Origin of the sequence: Parabacteroides caecihominis, from assembly GCF_023656785.1 — a bacterium.
In the GTDB taxonomy this organism is placed as follows: Bacteria; Bacteroidota; Bacteroidia; order Bacteroidales; family Tannerellaceae; genus Parabacteroides; species Parabacteroides segnis.
Genome location: NZ_JAMOKS010000051.1, coordinates 1 through 20,043 on the forward strand (window position 1 = coordinate 1; position 20,043 = coordinate 20,043).

21 protein-coding genes and 1 tRNA gene are annotated in these 20,043 nt (G+C 41.0%); 11 read left to right on the forward strand and 11 right to left on the reverse strand.

From position 1 onward, the window contains the following. Positions 1-177: 177 nt before the first annotated feature. From NBH14_RS26150 to NBH14_RS26160, 3 genes are read right to left on the reverse strand one after another with little or no spacing between them, the layout of a single operon-like run. The gene (locus NBH14_RS26150; protein WP_186961712.1) at positions 178-1,119 is read right to left on the reverse strand and encodes a HipA domain-containing protein; all 942 of its coding nucleotides are present in this window, start codon (positions 1,117-1,119) and stop codon (positions 178-180) included. Between the two features lie 9 nt (positions 1,120-1,128). Further along, positions 1,129-1,443, reverse strand: coding sequence for a HipA N-terminal domain-containing protein (locus tag NBH14_RS26155; protein WP_046149585.1), 315 nt, complete (start codon positions 1,441-1,443; stop codon positions 1,129-1,131). Further along, positions 1,440-1,664: a helix-turn-helix domain-containing protein gene (locus NBH14_RS26160; protein ID WP_044214648.1), complete on the reverse strand. Its 225-nt coding sequence runs from the start codon at positions 1,662-1,664 to the stop codon at positions 1,440-1,442. Before NBH14_RS26160 ends, NBH14_RS26155 begins: the two co-directional genes overlap by 4 nt. Before the next feature lie 378 nt (positions 1,665-2,042). Here NBH14_RS26160 and NBH14_RS26165 point away from each other — a divergent pair, with 378 nt between their 5' ends. Genes NBH14_RS26165 through NBH14_RS26180 form a run of 4 tightly spaced genes read left to right on the forward strand, consistent with a single transcriptional unit; the run spans position 2,043 to position 3,604 of the window. After that, complete coding sequence (locus tag NBH14_RS26165; RefSeq protein ID WP_007659352.1) at positions 2,043-2,486, forward strand: HU family DNA-binding protein; 444 nt, start codon at positions 2,043-2,045, stop codon at positions 2,484-2,486. A gap of 51 nt (positions 2,487-2,537) precedes the next feature. Beyond that, on the forward strand, positions 2,538-2,756 hold the full coding sequence (locus NBH14_RS26170) for a hypothetical protein (protein ID WP_007659354.1): 219 nt from the start codon (positions 2,538-2,540) through the stop codon (positions 2,754-2,756). After that, complete coding sequence (locus NBH14_RS26175; protein WP_186961713.1) at positions 2,737-3,147, forward strand: D-Ala-D-Ala carboxypeptidase family metallohydrolase; 411 nt, start codon at positions 2,737-2,739, stop codon at positions 3,145-3,147. Before NBH14_RS26170 ends, NBH14_RS26175 begins: the two co-directional genes overlap by 20 nt. Positions 3,148-3,166: 19 nt before the next feature. Next, the gene (locus NBH14_RS26180; protein ID WP_250817888.1) at positions 3,167-3,604 is read left to right on the forward strand and encodes a hypothetical protein; all 438 of its coding nucleotides are present in this window, start codon (positions 3,167-3,169) and stop codon (positions 3,602-3,604) included. A 25-nt stretch (positions 3,605-3,629) separates the two neighbouring features. On the opposite strand, the gene NBH14_RS26185 is transcribed toward NBH14_RS26180, so the two are convergent. The 3 genes from NBH14_RS26185 to trxA form a co-directional block, all read right to left on the reverse strand. After that, positions 3,630-4,199 carry a YdeI/OmpD-associated family protein gene (locus NBH14_RS26185; protein ID WP_186961715.1) on the reverse strand — a complete coding sequence of 190 codons (570 nt, stop codon included), beginning with the start codon at positions 4,197-4,199 and terminating at the stop codon, positions 3,630-3,632. A 5-nt stretch (positions 4,200-4,204) separates the two neighbouring features. Beyond that, the gene (locus NBH14_RS26190; protein WP_082150452.1) at positions 4,205-5,020 is read right to left on the reverse strand and encodes a transglutaminase-like domain-containing protein; all 816 of its coding nucleotides are present in this window, start codon (positions 5,018-5,020) and stop codon (positions 4,205-4,207) included. Between the two features lie 171 nt (positions 5,021-5,191). Then, positions 5,192-5,686 carry a thioredoxin gene (gene trxA / locus NBH14_RS26195; RefSeq protein WP_128134941.1) on the reverse strand — a complete coding sequence of 165 codons (495 nt, stop codon included), beginning with the start codon at positions 5,684-5,686 and terminating at the stop codon, positions 5,192-5,194. Positions 5,687-6,027: 341 nt separating this feature from the next. Between trxA and NBH14_RS28720 the strand changes: the two genes are divergently transcribed. The 6 genes from NBH14_RS28720 to NBH14_RS26220 all read left to right on the forward strand — a co-directional run bounded on the left by NBH14_RS28720 (position 6,028) and on the right by NBH14_RS26220 (position 11,830). After that, entirely contained in the window at positions 6,028-6,162 is a 135-nt protein-coding gene (locus NBH14_RS28720; RefSeq protein ID WP_255419980.1) for a hypothetical protein, read from the forward strand. Next, positions 6,162-7,193, forward strand: a complete 1,032-nt coding sequence (locus tag NBH14_RS26200) for a glycoside hydrolase family 130 protein (protein WP_122328208.1) — start codon at positions 6,162-6,164, stop codon at positions 7,191-7,193. Before NBH14_RS28720 ends, NBH14_RS26200 begins: the two co-directional genes overlap by 1 nt. After that, positions 7,190-9,421, forward strand: a complete 2,232-nt coding sequence (locus tag NBH14_RS26205) for a glycosyltransferase (RefSeq protein WP_186961716.1) — start codon at positions 7,190-7,192, stop codon at positions 9,419-9,421. Before NBH14_RS26200 ends, NBH14_RS26205 begins: the two co-directional genes overlap by 4 nt. A gap of 64 nt (positions 9,422-9,485) precedes the next feature. Further along, positions 9,486-10,109, forward strand: a complete 624-nt coding sequence (gene recR / locus NBH14_RS26210) for a recombination mediator RecR (RefSeq protein ID WP_186961717.1) — start codon at positions 9,486-9,488, stop codon at positions 10,107-10,109. A gap of 10 nt (positions 10,110-10,119) precedes the next feature. Further along, entirely contained in the window at positions 10,120-11,295 is a 1,176-nt protein-coding gene (locus NBH14_RS26215; protein ID WP_186961718.1) for a glycosyltransferase family 2 protein, read from the forward strand. Between the two features lies 1 nt (position 11,296). Continuing rightward, the gene (locus NBH14_RS26220) at positions 11,297-11,830 is read left to right on the forward strand and encodes a GNAT family N-acetyltransferase (RefSeq protein ID WP_128134937.1); all 534 of its coding nucleotides are present in this window, start codon (positions 11,297-11,299) and stop codon (positions 11,828-11,830) included. Positions 11,831-11,834: 4 nt separating this feature from the next. On the opposite strand, the gene NBH14_RS26225 is transcribed toward NBH14_RS26220, so the two are convergent. Both NBH14_RS26225 and NBH14_RS26230 read right to left on the reverse strand, forming a co-directional pair. Further along, complete coding sequence (locus tag NBH14_RS26225; protein ID WP_010803326.1) at positions 11,835-12,431, reverse strand: YqgE/AlgH family protein; 597 nt, start codon at positions 12,429-12,431, stop codon at positions 11,835-11,837. Positions 12,432-12,550: 119 nt separating this feature from the next. Beyond that, complete coding sequence (locus tag NBH14_RS26230) at positions 12,551-13,864, reverse strand: aminotransferase class I/II-fold pyridoxal phosphate-dependent enzyme (protein ID WP_128134936.1); 1,314 nt, start codon at positions 13,862-13,864, stop codon at positions 12,551-12,553. 137 nt (positions 13,865-14,001) lie between these two features. Between NBH14_RS26230 and NBH14_RS26235 the strand changes: the two genes are divergently transcribed. Further along, positions 14,002-14,075, forward strand: a tRNA-Asp gene (locus NBH14_RS26235). 198 nt (positions 14,076-14,273) lie between these two features. Here the strand turns inward: NBH14_RS26235 and NBH14_RS26240 are convergent. Genes NBH14_RS26240 through NBH14_RS26250 form a run of 3 tightly spaced genes read right to left on the reverse strand, consistent with a single transcriptional unit; the run spans position 14,274 to position 19,957 of the window. Next, entirely contained in the window at positions 14,274-15,635 is a 1,362-nt protein-coding gene (locus NBH14_RS26240) for a TolC family protein (protein ID WP_186961719.1), read from the reverse strand. Positions 15,636-15,638: 3 nt separating this feature from the next. Beyond that, positions 15,639-18,833, reverse strand: a complete 3,195-nt coding sequence (locus NBH14_RS26245) for an efflux RND transporter permease subunit (protein ID WP_186961720.1) — start codon at positions 18,831-18,833, stop codon at positions 15,639-15,641. A gap of 11 nt (positions 18,834-18,844) precedes the next feature. After that, the gene (locus tag NBH14_RS26250; RefSeq protein ID WP_128134933.1) at positions 18,845-19,957 is read right to left on the reverse strand and encodes an efflux RND transporter periplasmic adaptor subunit; all 1,113 of its coding nucleotides are present in this window, start codon (positions 19,955-19,957) and stop codon (positions 18,845-18,847) included. Between the last annotated feature and the right edge of the window lie 86 nt (positions 19,958-20,043).

The following is a 20,043-nucleotide window of genomic DNA, read 5'->3' on the forward strand; positions in this document are numbered from 1 at the left end:
AGTTGGGCGATTGCCTTCTTCTTGATACTCTCAAAATCAAATTCTTCTTTCATAAAAAAACTGTGGTAGCAAAGTTAATATTTTATTTCTTGTCTTTGCTGACACAGTTTAATTTACAGACTCAAGTGAAATCCTGTTTGATGTGATAGAACGGGATGTGGAATTGCCATTTTCCTATTATCGCTTGTTTAATATGGAAGATCTGTGTTCTATTAAAGCCTTATAATCTATTTTCATTTGATTTGGTAAAAATGAAATATCAATAAAATCATACCATAGCGGTAATACTTTTCTAAATTTGTTGTATGTATTTTCAATAACCTTATCTTCAACTTTCATTGTTTTTAATAGATTGTCAAAGTCAGATCTCTTTAATTTTCGTTTTTTTCCGTTCAGAGTCAGAGCAAGTTCTTCTGTGTCTTCAGGTATGACCAGCTTAGTCGATAAGAGATCATAAGCAGGCGTTAGTGTGGTTTCTTTTATCTTTTTATAGAGGGAAAAGTTTTTTAGGTGCATGTCTGCATTACCTGTAAGATAACAGAACAATAAAATCTCAACGTAATTGATCAAGTCTAGGACTGGGTACGCTGAAAACTCTACAATCTTCTTGGCTATCTGTTCATGGGAACCTTTGTATTTCTGTTCTGTTAGTTTCTCTGTTAACTGGCACATATCTTCCATTGGTATTTTATTGCCCTTTTTGTCTCGATCTATTCGTTTGGTAATGTATGCTAGCGAACCATCTTTAAAGCGTATGAGTGAGTGAGGAACGGTATTTATCTTTGCTAATCTAGCTAAATGCATCGTTAAGTCTTCATTCTCAGGGAGGTTGGCGTATTGTTCAGTCTGTGGTTTAAGGATATAGCCACCCCATAAACCTACAATTGTAAAACGTTTTTCTCCTCCTTTTTCTTTCTTTAGATCAACAGATAGTTTGGGTTGTACACCTGTGATAGTAACTTGCGAACGTACAACTTCTAAAGCTAACGATTCAATATCTGCTTTACTATAAGGGAGAACAGGAGGTATAACTGTTCCAAATATTTTTTTTGAACATCGCGAATGAAAGTCTGTTTCGTGTTGTTCTAATGGCTGATAGCAATATAAACATCTTTCCATAATTGTGTATTAAAAGGATTGAACACTAACTGCACCAATGCAATCTTTACAACAGGCCAGTAATAAAGACATACGATCTCTATTGTCGATTTTCCAATTCTTTTCAACAATATCTAATAACCAACCTTCAGGAATCAATCCATCAAAAAACGGATGCAATATATTGCTAATATATGGCTTATCTGTTAAAGGCATTGTTAAACTGATCGGTTCAGCATCCTTACTTAAGAGATATTCAGGATTATAGATAAATCTGTAACCGTTTTCATCTTCCGTAAGAATACCTGCAAAATTACTATACATATAAATTTTAGCTTGTTTCATGGTTCTATTAAATTATTCCTGTCCATAGGTACGGCACCAAGTTGCATTCCGAACAGTTTTAATACCTGATTTACTTTATCCATTTTCAAGGTTTCTTTTCCTTGTTCTAGTTCGCGAAGAAAACGGAGTCCGACACCTGCTTTCAGCGCGAACTCTTCACGTGATAATCCAAGCGACTTGCGCTTTGATTTTACATATTCATTTAATGATAAGTTATTCATTTTTGATACCTCTTCGGGTACAAATATAATGAATATTTCTTGTTTGATACCCTTTCGGGTATTTATTTTTGTGGCTTTGGTTAGGAAATACCCGAAAGGGTATCAAATTTGTTGCGAGAAGTCATTAAATAACCTAAATCTATCCCTAAGAACCTCACGTAATAATCATTATTTCCCTGATAAACGTTAAATAAGAACCTGAATCTATCGGTGTGATGGTTCGCGAAAAATGGTATTTTAAGATTTTGAATGTTCCTAAAGTCTTATTATATACTGTTTTACATGATGCTATCGCGCCGATCTTCACATATATTCCTACCTGTACCTTTGTATCGTTCCCCTGGAAACAGTAGTATTAATCATTAAAATAGAAAAGCTATGACACTGAAATTTAGAAAGGTGCAGCGCAAGGTTCTTAGCGGTGACGATAAGGATAAGGTGAAGACTTATGCGATGGCGCGGTCGTCGAACTATTGCGATATGGATAAGTTGTGTGAATTGATCTCCAGCCGCTCGGCGATGTCGAGTGCTGATGTGAAGGCGATACTTGATTCGTTGAACTGGGCGATGAGCCTGGAGCTTCGTTCGGGTAGTATTGTACAGGTGGGTGAGTTCGGTAGTTTTCGTCTTTCGATTCGTTCGAAAGGTGCGGAGACGGCGGATGCTTTCAATGCTTCCCTGATAAAAAAGGCACGGGTGATATTCTCGCCGGGTACCAGTCTGCGCTGGATGAGTGAGATCGTGAAGTTTGAAGAGGATGAAGATACGAAACCTAAAAAAGAAGAAGGTTCCGGTGGAGATGACAGACCGGAAATTGAATAATTGAAAATGGTAAATTGAGGATTACTTGATTGAAAGAGGAAAGGGGAACGTATGAAAAAAAGACTGACTATTCAATTGGTAATGGCAATCCTGCTCGTAATGAGCGGGATTGTTCTTCTTTTCTCCGGTTTCTGGATTGCCCCGAAAGGGGAGATTCATAATAGTGTGCTGGTGGCTTTTGGGGAAACCTGCACATTTGCCGGAGCTTTGTTTGGGGTGGATTATTCGTATAAAATCAAATCGGTACAAAATGAAAGAGAGGATAAGTAGGGATTTTACCTGGGAAGAAATGACGTATAGCCGGGTGGCGGTAGAGAACGGGTTGCTGAATGAGCCGTCGTTTGAGGTGAAGCAGGTTATGATGGAGTTGGTGAAACGGTTGTTACAGCCGTTGCGGGTGGCTTATGGGAAGCCGATTGCGATCACAAGCGGTTACCGGAGTCCGGAGGTGAACAGGTTGGTGGGCGGCGTGCCTTCGAGCCAGCATGTGAAGGGGGAGGCTGCGGATTGTTATGTGCCTGATCCGAAGGAGTTGCTGGATGTGTTACTTTATTGTAAGTTACCTTTCGATCAGGCAATTCTTTATAAACGAAAGAAGTTCCTGCATTTGGCGTTTCGGGTAAATGGAGAGAATCGTTATCAGGTGATCATTAATAAATGAAGGGGGGATAGGTATGGATATGTGGGGTAGAAGTTTATTTGTTTTGGTTGGTTTGTTGGCTGTTTTGCTGCCCGGTTGTAGTGCCGGGCGGCGTAGTGTGCAACATCGGGAGATAAGGGAGGAGGTGCATAGTATTCATAGTGATAGTATGTTGTTAAAAAATCTGTATCAGGCTTCCCGCAATAAGGTGATCGATATAGAGCATATTGTGTTCGATAGCTGTCGGTTGAATGGGGTGCAGTCTGTTACTCATGTCGCTATTAAGGAACAGGGGGAGGAGGTGGTTGAGTCGATTGTTAGTTCTGGTTCTGTAGATGAGAACTGTTTTGCCGGTTCTGATTCTTTTCAGAAAGGTAGTACTGTGGAGTTTTCTTATCCCAAGCGGATGTTGGTGATTGGGGCGGTGTTGTTGGTTTGTTTGTTATATATAGGTCTTGTATTTAGAAAACAGAAGTAAAATTCGTACCTGCATTTTATTGGGATTAATAGTATTTTCCAATCCCCCCAAATCCTGTTATAATTTTATTTTCTTTCGTTTTATTGATAAAGTTGTTTAATCGTTTTTCAAATTCTTCAGGCCGTTTCCTGGCTGCTTCAATGTATGCAATTCGGATACGTTTATATGGGTCGGAAAAGTGTTGATAGTTTTTCCATGCTGTTTTATCTGCTTTCAATCTGTCAATTATATCATCTGGAAAAATAAAAGGGTCAGACAAAATAGCTCGTATTTTATCCTCAAATTTAGGGTGTATCATTTTATTTTCCAATAACCATTTAAGTCTTTCTTTGTTGGCTTGCGAGTATGTACTTTTAGGGTTTCTAGGCGTGAAGCGCTGAATTTTATGTTCTTTGTCAAGCGATTTTATCGTACTGTCAATCCATTCGAAACAAAGGGCTTCTTCAACGGCATCATTGTATATAATGCTTTTTTTACCTGATGATTTCTGAGGAAAGACAAACCAAATTTCATCTTTGGTTTCAAAGTTATCTGCTAGCCACTTTCTCCAATCTTCCCGATTTTCAAAGTACTTTATTTTATTCTCTGTTGTCATAATGGTTATCTTTTGGTAAACTCAATCGGTTCGATGTCATAATTTAGGGTTTTGATGTCGCAGTCTTCGTAATCTATCCCGTAACGCATCCTAACCATACCAAAATGCGGGCTGATATACGATGGGAAAGTCGGATCGACAGAACACCAACCAGCACCTTCTATATAGCATTCGGGCCAGGCATGGGTACTTTCGGCTTTCCATTCAGGGACATAGCAATATCCTACAGCAAAACGAGTCGGTATATTCATGTAGCGCATCAATGCGGTAAATACATTCGTGTATTCGCTACAAGTACCTTTCCTTGTCTGGATAACGGTATTGACATCTACGGTTCTGCAAATTCCTGCATCAATCTGTTTGGCAATGGAATCGGATGGTGATAAATAGGTATAAACAAATTTGAGAGCTTTCTCTATTATAATGAAGGTCTGCGTTTCATCCTTAAACAGTGTATCGGCAATTTGTCTAACGTGTTCGTTTTGTGCATCTATTAACGGGGTAGATTGTAAAAATCGGGCGATCTCTCTGTCGTATTCCCGTGATTTGTCATACTTGGCTTCTTTCATTTTAGCCAGTTTGCTTCCATCCAGGTAGGGATTGATAGTTGTGAGTGATATTTCGTAATTATCTCCGTTTTTCGAAATTTGTGTAATCCGCTGGGGATAACAGTCTATTGCTTTAATATCGGGCTTCTTCACTGTAAAGGTGAAATTGACGGTATCCTGATTAGCCAGGCGGAAGTATTTGGAATATGATTGTGCAAAAACTGATTGTGCAATAAACATACACATAATCAGCATAAATGGGTATTTACTCATGACGTTTCGTTTTATGATTTACAAACGATGACAAAGTTAGTAAATATTTAGATGTTATGAATAAACCTTTGGATGGGAAAATTTTCAGGTAGACTTGAAAAAAGTATCTTTTTTGAGAAGATTATCAAGTCTACCTGAAAATTTTTGTTGGTAGAGTAAGCGAAAAAAAAATTATTTTTTCAGTAAAATTGATTCTATCTTTTCCTTTAACTGGTCTTTAGGCATTGCTCCCTGAAGCATCTGGGGCTTTCCTTCCATAGGGATGTATAGAAGGGCCGGTATTCCCTGAATGCCGAATGCCTGGGCCAACTCTGTTTCTTTATCTACATCGACTTTGTAAATGTTGATCTGTCCGGCATATTCTTTGGCAAGCTGTTCCAGTGAAGGAGCGATCATCTTACAGGGACCGCACCAGTCGGCATAGAAGTCGATGATGGCAGGTTTGTCTCCGAGATATTTCCACTCATTTGGATTTGCTTCATAGTTGTATATCTTTTTTAGGAAGTCCGCCTTTGTAATATGTACAGGTGCAGCTGCTTGCTTTCCTGTTACTTCCGTGGTTGAAGTTGTTTCATTACTGTTGTTTTTGGCTTGTCCTTTACAGGATACTAAAGTCATGAAACCTACAACTAAAACCAGTAATGTGAAGATTCTTTTTGTATTCATTTTATTCTATTTTGGTGTTGATAATTATTTCTACTATAAAATGTTTTTATATGAAATTATAATGCAAACATATATTCTATTATCTAATACAACAAGTTTCTAGTGGAAAATATTTTCATGGATAACATAGTTTCACAGAAATGACTTGATTCTACAGATTTGAAAGATTTATTGCCTATATCTTTTTAATGCATTAACACTTTGAGGCGAAACGTGCAATGTGAATTATAAACTCTTATAGTTATTAAAGAATAATACTTCAGCATATATAACAGAATGGAGTTTATTATCCGTAACTTGCAAAGAATAGAGTTTATAAATTTGCTGTAAAACAATGTGTTATGAAAGGTAAAGAGAGTAAGAAAGAAAAGAAAAAGGAAAAGTCTTCTGCTGACAAAGCAAAAACTCAGACTGACTACCAGCGTGAAAAGACGAGTAAGCAAGACAAAGGTTTTAATCTGATAACTAAAACATAATGGTAACCATCAAAAGAGAAGGTATTATTCTTGAATGTACTGATTTGAATTTTGAAAGCGAAAGTGTAATGAATCCGGCTGTGATAGCCGAAGAAAATACTGTACATATGTTATACCGTGCAGTAAGAGAAGGGAATTATTCAACTATTGGCTATTGCAGGCTGGAAGGACCATTGAAAGTGGTTCAACGAAATAAAGAACCTTTAATCAGTCCTGAATTTGATTATGAAAGCCAGGGAGTGGAAGATCCCAGAATAGTAAAAATTGGAGATGTGTATTATCTGACTTATACGGCCTATGATGGCATGAGTGCTGTCGGGGCATATGCCGTATCTGGCGATCTGGCTCATTTTGAAAAGAAAGGAGTGATCACCTCACAATTCACATTCCGGCAATTCAAAAGATTGATGATGTCGCATGAGCATCTGATTGGTAAATATTTTCGTTCGTATAACAAACGGGAATCTAAGACAAATTCTGGCAAGAAGATTTATCTGACGGATAAGAACGTAGTGTTTTTCCCGCGTAAGATTAATGGGAAATTTTATTTTATGCATCGTATCAAACCGGATATACAATTGGTTTGTGTGGAGAAGTTGGAGGATTTAACGACCAAATTTTGGACTGATTATTTCATTGACTTCTCCAACAAGATCCTTTTAAAACCCCAGTATGATCATGAAGCCAGTTATATAGGAGCTGGCTGTCCTCCGATAGAAACACCAGAAGGATGGTTGCTGATCTATCATAGCGTGTATGATACACCGGGCGGATATGTCTATTCAGCTTGTGCTGCTTTATTGGATCTGAATGATCCGTCAATAGAACTGGCGCGATTGCCTTATCCTTTATTTACTCCTGATACGGATTATGAATTGCTGGGTGTAGTGAACAGAGTATGTTTCCCGACCGGAACAGCCTTGTTCGATGACAGACTTTATATTTATTATGGGGCGGCAGATAAATGTATAGCTTGTATATCTGTGAAACTGCAAGAGTTAGTGAATGAATTAATAACCCATAAGAAATGAATAATATATTATGCATAACAACTTATCCTCCGCGGGAGTGTGGTATCGCTACCTTTTCCGCCGATTTGATCCGGACAATTCTTTATAAATTCGGGAACTCTTATTCATTTAAGGTGTGTGCGTTGGAATCGGACTCAGAGAAACACATTTACTCTGATAAGGTTAAATATACGCTGAATACTTCGGATGCCAATGATTATGCGGTCATTGGCAGGAAGATCAACCAGGATGCGGATACAAACCTGGTCCTGATACAACATGAATTCGGTCTTTATAAAGAACATGAGGACGAGTTTCTGCAATTTGTAAAATCTATAACAAAACCGATTGTAATTGTTTTTCATACGGTTTTGCCGAATCCTGTTATTTCGTTAAAGAATTATCTCCGGGAGTTGGCTGCGGCCTGTGACGCTATTGTTGTCATGACGCAGATTTCTAAACGAATCTTGTTGCTGGATTATGGGATGGAGGAAGAGAAAATTAATGTGATCCCTCACGGAACGCATCTGGTTGCGCATCAGGATAAGCGTTTTTTAAAAGATAAATACCGGGTTTCGGGAAGAAGAGTTCTTTCAACATTCGGTTTGCTAAGTGCCGGAAAGAGTATTGAAACAACTTTGGAAGCTTTGCCTGCTATTGTAAAAGAGAATCCGACGGTTTTGTTTGTTGTCATAGGCAAGACGCACCCGACAGTCTTTAAAGAAGAAGGGGAAAAATACCGGGAAATGCTCAAAGCTAAAGTTTCTGAGTTGGGAATGACTGATCATGTCCGGTTTGTAAACTTTTATTTGGATTTGTCGACATTGCTTGAATATCTGCAACTAACAGATGTTTACTTGTTTACGTCGTGCGATCCTAATCAGGCAGTCAGTGGAACGTTCGTCTATGCATTAAGTTGTGGGTGTCCTATTATAGCCACTCCGATACCTCATGCATTGGAGCTTTTAAAGGATAATTCGGGAATCATTTTTGACTTTAAGAATCCGCTACAATTGGCTGAAGCAACAAACCGGTTATTGGCGAGTGAAAGCCTTCGGTCAAAAATGAGGATTGCCGGTTTGCAGAAAACGGCGGCTACTGCCTGGGAGAATACTGCCATTTTATATGCTTTATTGTTTAAAAAGGTATTAGAGGAGAAGGATGGATTGGATTATTCCTTGCCTCCGATAAATATAGCGCATATTAAAAGGATGAGCCGGAGTTTTGCTATGATCCAATTCTCGAAGGGTAATCGCCCGGATATAAAAACAGGATATACACTGGATGATAATGCCCGGGCTCTAATGGCACTTTGTCAGGTATATGTGGAAATGAGGGATGTTTCTTGTGAAAAGTATATCAGGAGCTATTTGAATTTCATAAAATTTTGTTTGCAGCCGGATGGCTCGTTCCTGAATTATGTGGATAAAGAACTGGCTTTTACCGGCCAAAATCAGGAGGTTGGTTTGGAAGACAGTAATGGAAGGGCTGTTTGTGCTTTAGGCTATTTTATCTCGCATGGGGATAAATATCCGGATGAGTGGACTGCCGAGGCGATTCAGATATTCAGGAAAACGCTTCATAAATTATCTTTGTTTCAGTCTCCGCGCAGTATCGCTTTTGCATTGAAGGGGGTGTGCTTTTATAACCGGCGATACCCACGTCCGGAACTCATTTCATTAATCAATGTCCTGGCTGATAAACTGGTTGGATATTATAAACAAAGTACTGACGGGAGTTGGTTATGGTTTGAATCTTATCTGACTTATGACAATTGTGTGTTGTCGGAAGGATTGCTTTTTGCTTATCAGGCAACCGGAAATGATGAATATAAAATGATAGCAAAAGAGTCTTTTGACTTCTTATTGAGTAAGATTTTCGTTGAAGATCGGATTAAAGTAATATCCAACCAAGGGTGGCTGCATAAAGAAAAGAAAGGATTGAATTACGGTGAACAACCGATTGATGTGGCCAGCACGGTCATGACATTGGCTACCTTTTATAAGGTATTCAAGGAAAATGATTATTTGTTAAAACAGAAAAAAGCCTTTGACTGGTTTTTAGGTCATAATCATTTACATCAGATACTTTATAACCCGGCAACAGGGGGCTGTTATGACGGATTGGAAGAAAATAATATAAACTTGAATCAAGGGGCGGAATCGACAGTCTGTTATTTAATGGCCAGGCTGTCTGTGGTAAATAATATCAGTCAAAGTTATAACGTCCCGAAGGGGGATTTCCAGTAAAAAAAGGTCGATTGGATTTCATATGGTTGAAATTATTTATCTTTGTGGCAAAGAAAGGTAATCAATGACTCAAAAATATCCATCAGTTTTATTGGAAAATGCAGTGAATGAGTTGGCTTCGCTTCCCGGGGTGGGGAGGAAGACGGCTTTGCGACTGGCTTTATATATGCTTCGTCGGGACGAAGGTTATACTGAAAACTTTGCATCCGCTTTACTGGCCTTGCGGAAAGAAGTGAAGTATTGTCAGGTATGTCATAATATCTGTGATGACGAGATATGTTCCATCTGTGCCGATCCGCAGCGCGATCATTCGACTGTTTGTGTGGTTGAAAATATCAAGGAGGTTATGGCGATCGAAAATACCGGTCAGTTCCGTGGTGTTTATCATGTGCTGGGCGGTATTATTTCGCCGATGGACGGTATTGGTCCGGGCGATTTGCAGATAGACAGTCTGGTGCAGCGGGTAGCCAACGAAGAAGTAAAGGAAATTGTCCTTGCACTTAGTACTACGATGGAAGGGGACACGACCAATTTCTTTATCTATCGCAAGCTATCCCCTTATAATGTGAAGATAACCGTCATAGCCCGTGGTGTTTCCATTGGTGATGAGATTGAGTATGCGGACGAAATAACATTGGGACGTTCTATTGTGAACCGCACCAGTTTTAATGACTCGATAAAAATATAATCTGATTCTTATGTACGAAACCAAGATTTCCGTTATCATCGTAAACTATAATGTAAAGTATTTCCTGGAGCAATGTCTTTATTCGGTTCAGGCTGCTGTTGCCGGACTTGATGCTGAAGTTTTTGTTGTGGACAATAATTCGACGGACGGTTCTGTCGATTATCTCCGTCCCCGGTTTCCGGAAGTGACGTTTATAGAAAATAAGGATAATCCGGGATTTGCTAAGGCCAATAATCAGGCGATTCGTCAATGTAACGGAGAGTATGTTTTGTTGCTTAATCCGGATACAGTGATAGGCGAGGAGAGTCTTCGAACCTTGTGTTTTTTTATGGATGAACATCCGAATGCAGGCGGAATAGGTGTAAAGATGCTGGATGGGCATGGGGTATTCCTGCCTGAAAGTAAACGGAGCTTTCCTTCTCCCTGGGTTTCGTTCTGTAAGATCTTCGGTTTGTCGAAGTTGTTTCCGAAATCCCGTGTGTTTTCAAGATATAGCCTGGCGTATCTGGATAAGGAGAAACAACATAAAGTGGATGTGCTGGCCGGTGCATTTATGTTACTACGCCATGAAGCGCTGGATAAGACCGGACTCCTGGATGAAGATTTCTTTATGTATGGCGAGGACATCGACTTGTCGTACCGGATGGTGTTGGGTGGCTATAAAAACTATTATATTCCCGAGCGTATTCTTCATTATAAAGGAGAAAGTACCAAGCATGGCGATATGAAATATGTAAAGGCATTTTACGGTGCCATGTTGATCTTTTTCAAGAAATATTATCCTCATTCCGGCTGGCTGATGGGATTTTTTATCAAGCTGGCTATCGGGTTGCGTGCCTCAATGGCTGCTTTATTGCGTTTGTTGGGAGTAAAGCCAAAGTCCAAAAGCAAGCATAAACGCTTACTGGTTGTTTGCCGTGAGGAAAATTTTGAAGCGATCAAGGCTGCCTGTGTGAAACAGATGCCGGAACTGGAACATGTAAATCTTTGGGATCTGGATGGGGAACGTGTAATGGATGCTATCTGCCGCCGCAATCAGATGAAGGAGTTTACTGATTATGCTTTTTGTTATCCGGATGCCCGTTTTGAACAGATACTTCTGTTTATGGATACGTTGGTCGACAAGAAAGTTACTTATCATATTTATTGTAAAAAAAGCGGACAATTAATATCACCGGGAAAATAATATGGCACAACTGGAAAATGAAACGATCCGTCTCCGTGCTCTGGAGCCGGAAGATCTGGAACTTTTGTATCGTTGGGAAAATAATCCGGAACTTTGGAGCCTTGGAAATACAATGTCTCCATATTCGCGTTATATACTGAAAGAGTATATTCGTGAGTCGCATCGTGATATCTTCGACCTGAAGCAGTTGCGTCTGATGATCGAGCTTCGTTCAACTGGGGCGGCTATTGGTACTGTTGACCTATACGATTTTGAACCGCATCATCGGCGTGCCGGTATCGGTATTTTACTGGAACCTGTTTATCAAGGCAACGGGTTGGCTACCGAAGCAATGAATGTACTGATGGATTATGCGTTCTCTTTTCTGAAACTGCATCAGTTATATGTGCATATACCCGTCGATAACGAGGCCAGCAAAGCTCTTTTTACCCGCTGCGGATTTACCGTTACAGGTATCATGACAGATTGGATCATCACAGAAAGCGGATATTCTGATGTACTGATGATGCAAAAAGTAAATAAACAGATTGTTTGATAATTTAATTCAGATAAGGATCTTTCGGATATTTAGTCCATGCTTCGTAGTTGCTGCCTAACTGTTCGAGTGAGTTCTTCCAGAAACTTTCTCCATCGGCAAGTAATACATTTTCTTTAGCTGCGTGGCTGACTACCCATGAGTTTTTATTGATCTCGTTTCCCAGCTGTCCTTCCGTCCATCCTGAATAACCGAGGAAAAATTTTACTTTCCCTTCAATTGAATGGCCATTCTGTATATAACGTTTCAATGCTTCGAAATCACCGTCGAAATACAGGCGATCTTTGATCTTTACAGAGTCGGGTACGATTAGATCTCCCAATGAATGGATAAAGAACAACCGGTTGGCACTTACCGGACCACCCAGATAGATTGGTATTTCCGGATACTCTTCCAGTTCCGGAAAAAAAGTATTTACAATCAGATCCGTTTTTTTATTTAATACAAACCCCATCGATCCCTGCGTATTGTGTTCTACCAGTAGAACAACAGAGCGCTGGAAGTAAGCATCTTGCAGGAAAGGTTCTGATATGAGTATACTTCCTTGTGCAGGAAGGAGATTATTATGCGTAATTTTGAATATGTTATTATATGTAGCCATAGTGAAGATTGCTTACTGTTGTTAGACAGGGACAATATATGGCTTTTGGTGTTAAGAAGCAAACGAAAAACCCGGCATTTGGGTTAATAAGTGTAAAATAAATGCCGGGTTTGTGTTAATTATAGGGTATGATTTTCTTTGAATAGCTTTAAACGCTCTTCAAGGAGATCATATTGATGCGGTTTGATAAACGAAGTGCAGGCGCGAAGTCCTTCCTGATTACTTCCTGTCGTGCTTAATGAGATAGCACTTACACCGTAATAGATCAGTTCTTCCATCAACTGTCCGCCGGTCATTCCGGGATAGGCGATCGTGAAGTAGAAGCCGTCGGCAATAGGCTCGTCCAAGTCATGGTCGTAAACGATCGTAAAGCCATAATTTGTAAAGATCTTTTTTAGTTTTTCTGCACGGCGTCCATATTCTTTCACTTCAGTGATAAAATCGAACTGTCCGTCTGAGGCAGCCTTGAACATGGCAGCCAGTGCAATCTGTGCCGAGTGGCTAGTTCCTGATGACAGGGCGTATAAAACGCGGTGAATATATACTGTACCGAAAGTACCACCGCCATAACGCTTGGTCAGTCCCGGATAGGCACGATGGTAAAGTTTATTGGAGATAGCCGTCACACCGATACGCTGTCCGGCATAGCTGAATGCTTTGGAACCGGATATCTGTAAAATGTAATTATCTGTATAATGGGCAACGCTTGCTTGGTAAGGTGCTTCAAACGGTTTGCCAAGCTCTTTGCGGAAGTCCATAGCGAAATAGGCGAGGTCTTCGATCACGATCGTATCGTATTTGTTTGCCATTTCGCCGATGATCTTCAATTCGTCGTCTGTCAGGCAGAACCAGGCCGGATTGTTGGGATTGGAGTAGATCATAGCAGCGATATTACCTTTGGAAAGATGTTCTTCCAGGATGGCGCGCAGTTTTTCTCCACGGTATTCGTATACGTCGAATGATTCGTATTTATAGCCCATCACAACGATTTGTTGTTTCTGGACAGGAAATCCCGGGTCGATGAACAGGATGGTATCTTTTCCTTCCGTGCATTGTCCGCTAGTGAGGAAAGAGGCAAATGTTCCCTGCATGGAGCCGGTTACCGGAACACAACATTCCGGAGCGATATCTATATTAATGAATGCCTTGATGAATCTGGAGGCTTCTGCTTTTACTTCCGGCGTACCGTTGATGTTCGGGTAAATGGAAGCGATGCCGTTTTGTAATGCTTTGACTTCTGCGTCTACACCCACCTGCGCCGCTTTTAATCCGGGAACACCCATTTCCATGTGTATGAACTCGGTATTTGTTTCCTGTTCCAATTGTGTGGATATAGCAACAACTTCACGAATCGTTGCTTTCCCGAAATCCGGTAATCCGTAGCCATCTATTATTCGTCTGGCAGTCTGATAATCTACTGGAGTATTCTTCATGTCTGTTATATTTATATGGAGGACAAAAGTAAAAAAATAATCAATCCAATGTGAAATATTTGTGTGAAACTGTTGTATAATTAAAAATATTATCTACCTTTGCACCGCAATCGAGAGAGATGCGATACGAAAACATTGGTTCGGTAGTTCAGTTGGTTAGAATACATGCCTGTCACGCATGGGGTCGCGGGTTCGAGTCCCGTCCGGACCGCTTTCAAAAGAAAGCAAACAACAAAAAAGCTCTGGTTCATACAGAATCGGGGCTTTTTTGTTGTTTGTAGTGAAACGAAATCATTTTTACTGGATATAAAAAGGACCTGCTTTTTTAGAAACTAAAATTTTCTATTAGAAGCAGGTCCGATTGTAAAGTAAGGTTTGGTTAAAGTTTTATGAATTATCAAATGTTGTCTTATTCTCTGCCACCACCTAAAGCTCGATAGAGGTTTATCACGCTTTGTATCTCGGTAAATCGGTTGGCGGTTTGTGATAATTGTGCACTTAACAGTGATTGACGGGCTGTCAGTACTTCCAGATAGGTGGTTGTGCCGTATTCCATCAATAAAGATGTGCTTTCCAATGCTTTCTGTAAAGAAAGAATTTGTTTTTCAAACAAGGCTGTTTTTGCCTTACTGCTCTGACAGGCAACCAAAGCATCGTTGACTTCACTTCCTGCATTCAGAAGAGCTTGTTGGAATGCCAGACTTGCTTCCTCCTGCTGTGCTTTGGCTATGCGATATTGAGCCATGATCTGTCCTTTGTTGAACAATGGTTGTGTGAGTGAACCTACTGCCGAAGCAAGGAACTTACCCGGATTTACAATCATCGAACCGGCATTGTTAGTCCATCCCGCGCTACCGCTCAATGTTATCGAGGGATAGAAAGCGGAACGTGCCTGATTGGTTACGTAAAATGCCTGTTCCAGTGAACGCTCGGCGGAACGGACATCGGGCCGGTTTGATAGCATCTGTATAGGAACTCCGACTGCTACGTCTTCCGGAAATTGTTGGTCTGCCAATTTACCACGTTCATAGCGGCGTGGAGTTTCAGCAAGCAATAACGCAAGGCTATTTTCTACCTGGTTGATCTGTTCTTTTAGATCGAGTATGGAAGTTTGTACATTGTAGTAGGCGGCTTCCATTTGAGATGTGGCAGCTTCGTTGGCCAAACCAGCATCCATCAATGCACGGGTAGAAGCAACTGTCTCTTTCCAGGATTCTTCTGTTTGTTGTGAGATCGTTAATTGTTCGTCCAGCATCAATAGCGTATAATATATGTTTGCTATTCCGGTAATCAGTTGGCTACGTATGGCTTGCTGGTAATCTTTACTTTGGGCGTATAACGCTTTTGCTTGTTGTTTGGCATTACGCAGACGTCCGAAAATATCCAGTTCCCAGCTGGCTGTGACAGGCAATGTGTATGTTTTAGTCGCTTTGCCACCATCGAAACTGCTTATCGTTCCTTGGGGGGCAAGGGCAAATGAAGGCAGAAATGCGAGTTTAGCCGACATTAATGCCGCTTCCGCTTCTTCAATCCGTAATTGAGCGGATAAGAGGTCGGTATTGTTTTGTAACCCTTGTTCGATAAGTGTTTGTAATTGTGGGTCTGTAAAAAGTTCCCGCCAATTTACGTTACCGAAGTTTGTCGTATCATCGATGATAACTTCCTCTCCATATAAATTATCCGGAGTTGTTGTAGCCGGTTGATATTTGGTGTATATGCCGCAACTGCTAAGTAAGGCAGTTGCGGTTGTTAATACAATTATTTTCTTCATATCTTAATTATTTTCATTGTTTAAACCGTCACGTTCGGTTTGGCTTTTTTGCTTTTCCAACGCAACTTGGATATCGGTTTCCACTTCCATTGGCGGACGGATTTTTTCTTGCAGATATTCGAAAATGATGTAGAATACCGGCACAACGAACAGTAATGCCAATGTTCCAATAGCCATACCACCGACAACTCCTGTACCCAACGAGCTGTTACCATTGGCGCCAGCCCCGCTAGAGAACATCAACGGAAGCATACCAAAAATCATTGTAAGTACGGTCATCAGAATCGGGCGCAGACGAGCTTGGGCTGCCGAATATGCGGATTCGATGATACCCATTCCTTGACGGCGGCGTTCGATAGCAAACTCTGTAATCAAAATCGCTGTCTTGGCTAAAAGACCAATCAACATGATTACACCTGTTTGCAGGTAGATGTTGTTTTCCAATCCGAATAGTTTGGCAAACAGGAATGAACCCATCAAACCGAACGGAACGGAAAGAATAACAGCCCAGGGAACAAGGAAACTTTCGTAAAGACAAGCCAAGATCAAGTAGATGAGCAGGATGCAGACAGCATAGATAAATAGCGTTTGCGAACCTCCGCTACTAGCCTCTTCACGTGCCATACCACCGTATTCGTAACCGTAACCTGTAGGTAACATTTGTGAGGCAATCTCTTCGATAGCTTGCTGTACTTCACCAGTGGAATATCCCGGTGCCGGATTCACATTGACTGTAATACAACTAAAGAGGTTAAAACGGTTGGCAACTTCAGGGCCGAGTGTGCGTTTTAAAGTTACGAACTGGCTGATAGGAGCCATTTCCGTACCGTTTCTTACGAACATATTATTCAGTGCTTGTTCGTCAAGGCGGTATTCCGGTGCAGCCTGTGACATTACACGGTATACTTTTCCGAACTGGTTATAGTTGGAAATGTATGCACCACCGCAATAACTACCCAGTACATCGAGTACTGTTGAAGGAGAAATTCCTGCACGTTTACATTTGGCGGCATCTACATCCACTGCAATCTGCGGGAAGTTCATGGCATAAGACGTATAAGCCATTGCTATTTCGGGACGTTGGTTTAAGGCTCCGATATACTGCATGGCATTGCTGTAGAACGTACTCATTTCTCCACCTGTACGGTCTTGTAAATTCAGCTCGATAGAGTTACCCATACCATAGCCTGGAATCATACCCGGCTGAAAACAGAATATCTGCGCTTCTTTGATTTGAGCGAATTGTGCATTCAGGCGAGCCACTACAGCATCGGAAACATGCTCGCTGCCTTTACGTTCACTCCAGTCTTTCAGACGGATGATCGCCATACCGTAAGAAGTACCCTGGCCTGCCAGGAAGCCGTAACCGGCTACGCGGGAGTAGTGGTCAATCTCTGGTGTGTTTTTCAAGATATCTTCAACTTTGTCTAACACTTTACCAGTCTCTTCCAGTGTACTACCTGGAGCAATGGCGACGTTGGCCATGATGGTTCCCTGGTCTTCCTGTGGAACAAGACCTGTCTTTGTACTGCTGATTAGCCATCCCAATAAGATGATAGAGGCGATCATACCAGTCCATACCATCCAGCGGTGATGGATAAAAAACATAACGCCTTTTTTGTATTTGCCCAATACAGCGTTGAATGAAGCATTATAAGCAGCTCGTACTCGTCCATTAATGCTTTTAGCACTCTTGTTTCCGTCACTGGGACGCATCATCATGGCACAAAGAGCCGGACAGAGCGTTAAAGCACAAATCATGGAAAGACCTACGGACGTAGCCATTGTTACACCGAACTGTGTATAAAAGATACCGGAAGTTCCCCCCATAAAAGTTACAGGTACAAACACGGCCATAAATACACATGTACAGGAAATAACGGCCATTGTTACATCACCCATCGCATCTTTTGTCGCCTGGTAAGAGGAGGTGTAACCGGCATCGAATTTCGCTTGTACGGCTTCAACTACCACGATAGCATCGTCCACCACCGTACCGATAGCAAGTACTAAGGCGAACAAGGTTAAGATATTGATGGTAAATCCGGCAGCTGTCAGACAGGCGAATGTTCCGATAAGCGAAACTATAATCGAGATAGAAGGTATAAGTGTACTCTTGAAGTCCTGAAGGAAGAAATATACCACAAGGATTACAAGTATGATTGCAACGATCAATGTTTCTACTACATTATAAATAGAGGCAAAAAGGAAGTCGTTGGAACTCATCATTGTAATAAATTCCATGCCGGCAGGCAATTCTTTTTCCATTTCTTTTAGTTCTGCGGCGATACGTTCATTTACCTCCGTAGCGTTGGATCCTGCCACCTGATAGATTAGGAATGTTACAGCCGGCTTACCGTCCATTTGGCTGTCGAAACCATAACTTAACGTTCCTAATTCAACCTTGGCCACATCTTTCAGACGTAATACGGAACCATCTTCCTGAGCGCGGACAACGATATTCTGAAATTCTTCCACACTCTTCAGGCGTCCGCGGTATTTCATTGTATATTGGAATACATTTTTTGAATTTTCCCCTAATGAACCGGTAGGTGCTTCGATATTTTGTTCTCCCAATACGGAAGTCACGTCTGACGGGATTAATCCATATTGAGCCATGCGTTCGGGGTTCAGCCAGATACGCATACTATATGTATCGCCCAGCTCCATTACGTCACCTACACCTTCGATACGCTTGATACGCGGTACGACGTTGATGTCCAGGTAATTTCCGAGAAATGTTTTGTCATAGCGTCCGTCAGAACTAACGAGTGCGTCGATTTGTAGGAAGCTGGTTTGCCGTTTCTGTGTGCTGACACCGATACGGGTTACTTCTGCCGGTAATAAACCTTGTGCTTTTGTTACACGATTTTGAACATTAACAGCAGCCATATCAGGATTTGTCCCTTGTTTGAAGTATACTTCGATAGTTGCTGAACCTGCATTGGTAGCCGTGGAAGTCATGTACATCATATTTTCCACACCATTGATACTTTCTTCCAGTGGCATGATGACACTGTTCATTACCGCATCTGCATCAGCTCCGGTATAGCTTGCCGATACATGGACCGTAGGGGGGGCAATATCGGGATATTGCTCGACCGGTAAAGTAAAAAGCGAAATTAATCCGATCGCCAAAATAAGAATGGAGATGGAAATAGCCATAACAGGCCGTTTAATAAATATATTTCCTTTCATACTTTGATTCTTTATTTAACTTGTGTTCCTTCACGTACCAATCCGGCTCCTTCGGATATAATTTCTTCACCGACTTTTAGTCCGTCAAGTACAATATATTCACGACCGTCATTGATTTCGGCAACGGTAATTAATGTGGAAACTGCTTTGCCGTCCACTACTTTGTAGACAACGGTTTTATCTTGCAGGCGAACCGTTGCTCCTTGTGGAATAACGATACAGTCTTTGTAAGTTTGTGGAATGAGTACATTACCGGAAGCTCCGCTATGAAGCAGGCGGGATTCGTTTGGAAATACTGCTCGTACACCCACCGTACCGGTCTGTCGGTCAATCACTCCACTGATGGATTCTATTTTACCTTTCGGCTCATAAATAGACTGGTCGTTTAGTTTTAAACTGACTTCTGGCATATTGGCCAAAGCTTCATCCATACTTTTATATTGACGACTCATTGCCAGAAGTTGATTTTCTGTCATGGAAAAGTAAACATACATGTTTGAATTGTCGGAAACAGTTGTCAGCGGTTGAGGAATGTTGGCGCTAACCAATGCTCCGACACGGTATGGTAACATACCGACTACTCCGTCGCTCGGACTTTTCACCTCCGTGTAGGAAAGGTTGTTGCTGGCATTTAACTCTTGCGCTTCAGCCTGTGCCAGTTGGGCTTTTGCTGTCAGATAATTATTCTGGCTTGTTTTCAGATTAAATTCAGAAACAACTTTTTTGGCAAAGAGTTCTTTTGTACTGTTGTAATTCAGTTCGGCAGTACCTAAAGCTGCTTTTGCAACCTCTACGTTTGCCTGGGCTGTTTTCAAGGCTGCCTTATAAGGAACTTGGTCTATTACAAAGAGTAACTGTCCTTTTCGTACAACCTGCCCTTCTGTCACACAGAGTCGTTCTATGGTTCCTGATACTTGTGGATAAATATCTATATCTTGGCGACCACGAATAGACGCTGAATAGGGAACGGTCAACTCCCTATTGGCTGTTGAAACTTTCATTGTTGCATAAGACGCTTTCATCTGTGCATTCGACGTCTCTTTTTTACAGGATGTCATCCACATCGTAGTAGTACAACCAATAATCATCATCAGCTGTATCCATCTTGTTCTTGCTTGTATCATATATGTCTTAATTTGTTAAATGGCGCAAATTTAACAGATAAATGTAAGAAAATGTTTGTCTGAATTTCTATATAAATCTTCTATAT

What these genes read in the sequence shown, in the direction of transcription:
- NBH14_RS26205 (WP_186961716.1), top strand. Translation starts at nt 7,190, where the DNA reads ATGAATAATATATTATGCATAACAACTTATCCTCCGCGGGAGTGTGGT.
- NBH14_RS26215 (WP_186961718.1), top strand. Translation starts at nt 10,120, where the DNA reads ATGTACGAAACCAAGATTTCCGTTATCATCGTAAACTATAATGTAAAG.
- NBH14_RS26175 (WP_186961713.1), top strand. Translation starts at nt 2,737, where the DNA reads ATGAAAGAGAGGATAAGTAGGGATTTTACCTGGGAAGAAATGACGTAT.
- NBH14_RS26225 (WP_010803326.1), bottom strand. Translation starts at nt 12,431, where the DNA reads ATGGCTACATATAATAACATATTCAAAATTACGCATAATAATCTCCTT.
- NBH14_RS26165 (WP_007659352.1), top strand. Translation starts at nt 2,043, where the DNA reads ATGACACTGAAATTTAGAAAGGTGCAGCGCAAGGTTCTTAGCGGTGAC.
- NBH14_RS26150 (WP_186961712.1), bottom strand. Translation starts at nt 1,119, where the DNA reads ATGGAAAGATGTTTATATTGCTATCAGCCATTAGAACAACACGAAACA.
- NBH14_RS26155 (WP_046149585.1), bottom strand. Translation starts at nt 1,443, where the DNA reads ATGAAACAAGCTAAAATTTATATGTATAGTAATTTTGCAGGTATTCTT.
- NBH14_RS26230 (WP_128134936.1), bottom strand. Translation starts at nt 13,864, where the DNA reads ATGAAGAATACTCCAGTAGATTATCAGACTGCCAGACGAATAATAGAT.
- NBH14_RS26160 (WP_044214648.1), bottom strand. Translation starts at nt 1,664, where the DNA reads ATGAATAACTTATCATTAAATGAATATGTAAAATCAAAGCGCAAGTCG.
- NBH14_RS26245 (WP_186961720.1), bottom strand. Translation starts at nt 18,833, where the DNA reads ATGAAAGGAAATATATTTATTAAACGGCCTGTTATGGCTATTTCCATC.
- NBH14_RS26170 (WP_007659354.1), top strand. Translation starts at nt 2,538, where the DNA reads ATGAAAAAAAGACTGACTATTCAATTGGTAATGGCAATCCTGCTCGTA.
- NBH14_RS28720 (WP_255419980.1), top strand. Translation starts at nt 6,028, where the DNA reads ATGAAAGGTAAAGAGAGTAAGAAAGAAAAGAAAAAGGAAAAGTCTTCT.
- NBH14_RS26185 (WP_186961715.1), bottom strand. Translation starts at nt 4,199, where the DNA reads ATGACAACAGAGAATAAAATAAAGTACTTTGAAAATCGGGAAGATTGG.
- NBH14_RS26240 (WP_186961719.1), bottom strand. Translation starts at nt 15,635, where the DNA reads ATGAAGAAAATAATTGTATTAACAACCGCAACTGCCTTACTTAGCAGT.
- recR (WP_186961717.1), top strand. Translation starts at nt 9,486, where the DNA reads ATGACTCAAAAATATCCATCAGTTTTATTGGAAAATGCAGTGAATGAG.
- NBH14_RS26220 (WP_128134937.1), top strand. Translation starts at nt 11,297, where the DNA reads ATGGCACAACTGGAAAATGAAACGATCCGTCTCCGTGCTCTGGAGCCG.
- trxA (WP_128134941.1), bottom strand. Translation starts at nt 5,686, where the DNA reads ATGAATACAAAAAGAATCTTCACATTACTGGTTTTAGTTGTAGGTTTC.
- NBH14_RS26200 (WP_122328208.1), top strand. Translation starts at nt 6,162, where the DNA reads ATGGTAACCATCAAAAGAGAAGGTATTATTCTTGAATGTACTGATTTG.
- NBH14_RS26180 (WP_250817888.1), top strand. Translation starts at nt 3,167, where the DNA reads ATGTGGGGTAGAAGTTTATTTGTTTTGGTTGGTTTGTTGGCTGTTTTG.
- NBH14_RS26190 (WP_082150452.1), bottom strand. Translation starts at nt 5,020, where the DNA reads ATGAGTAAATACCCATTTATGCTGATTATGTGTATGTTTATTGCACAA.
- NBH14_RS26250 (WP_128134933.1), bottom strand. Translation starts at nt 19,957, where the DNA reads ATGATACAAGCAAGAACAAGATGGATACAGCTGATGATGATTATTGGT.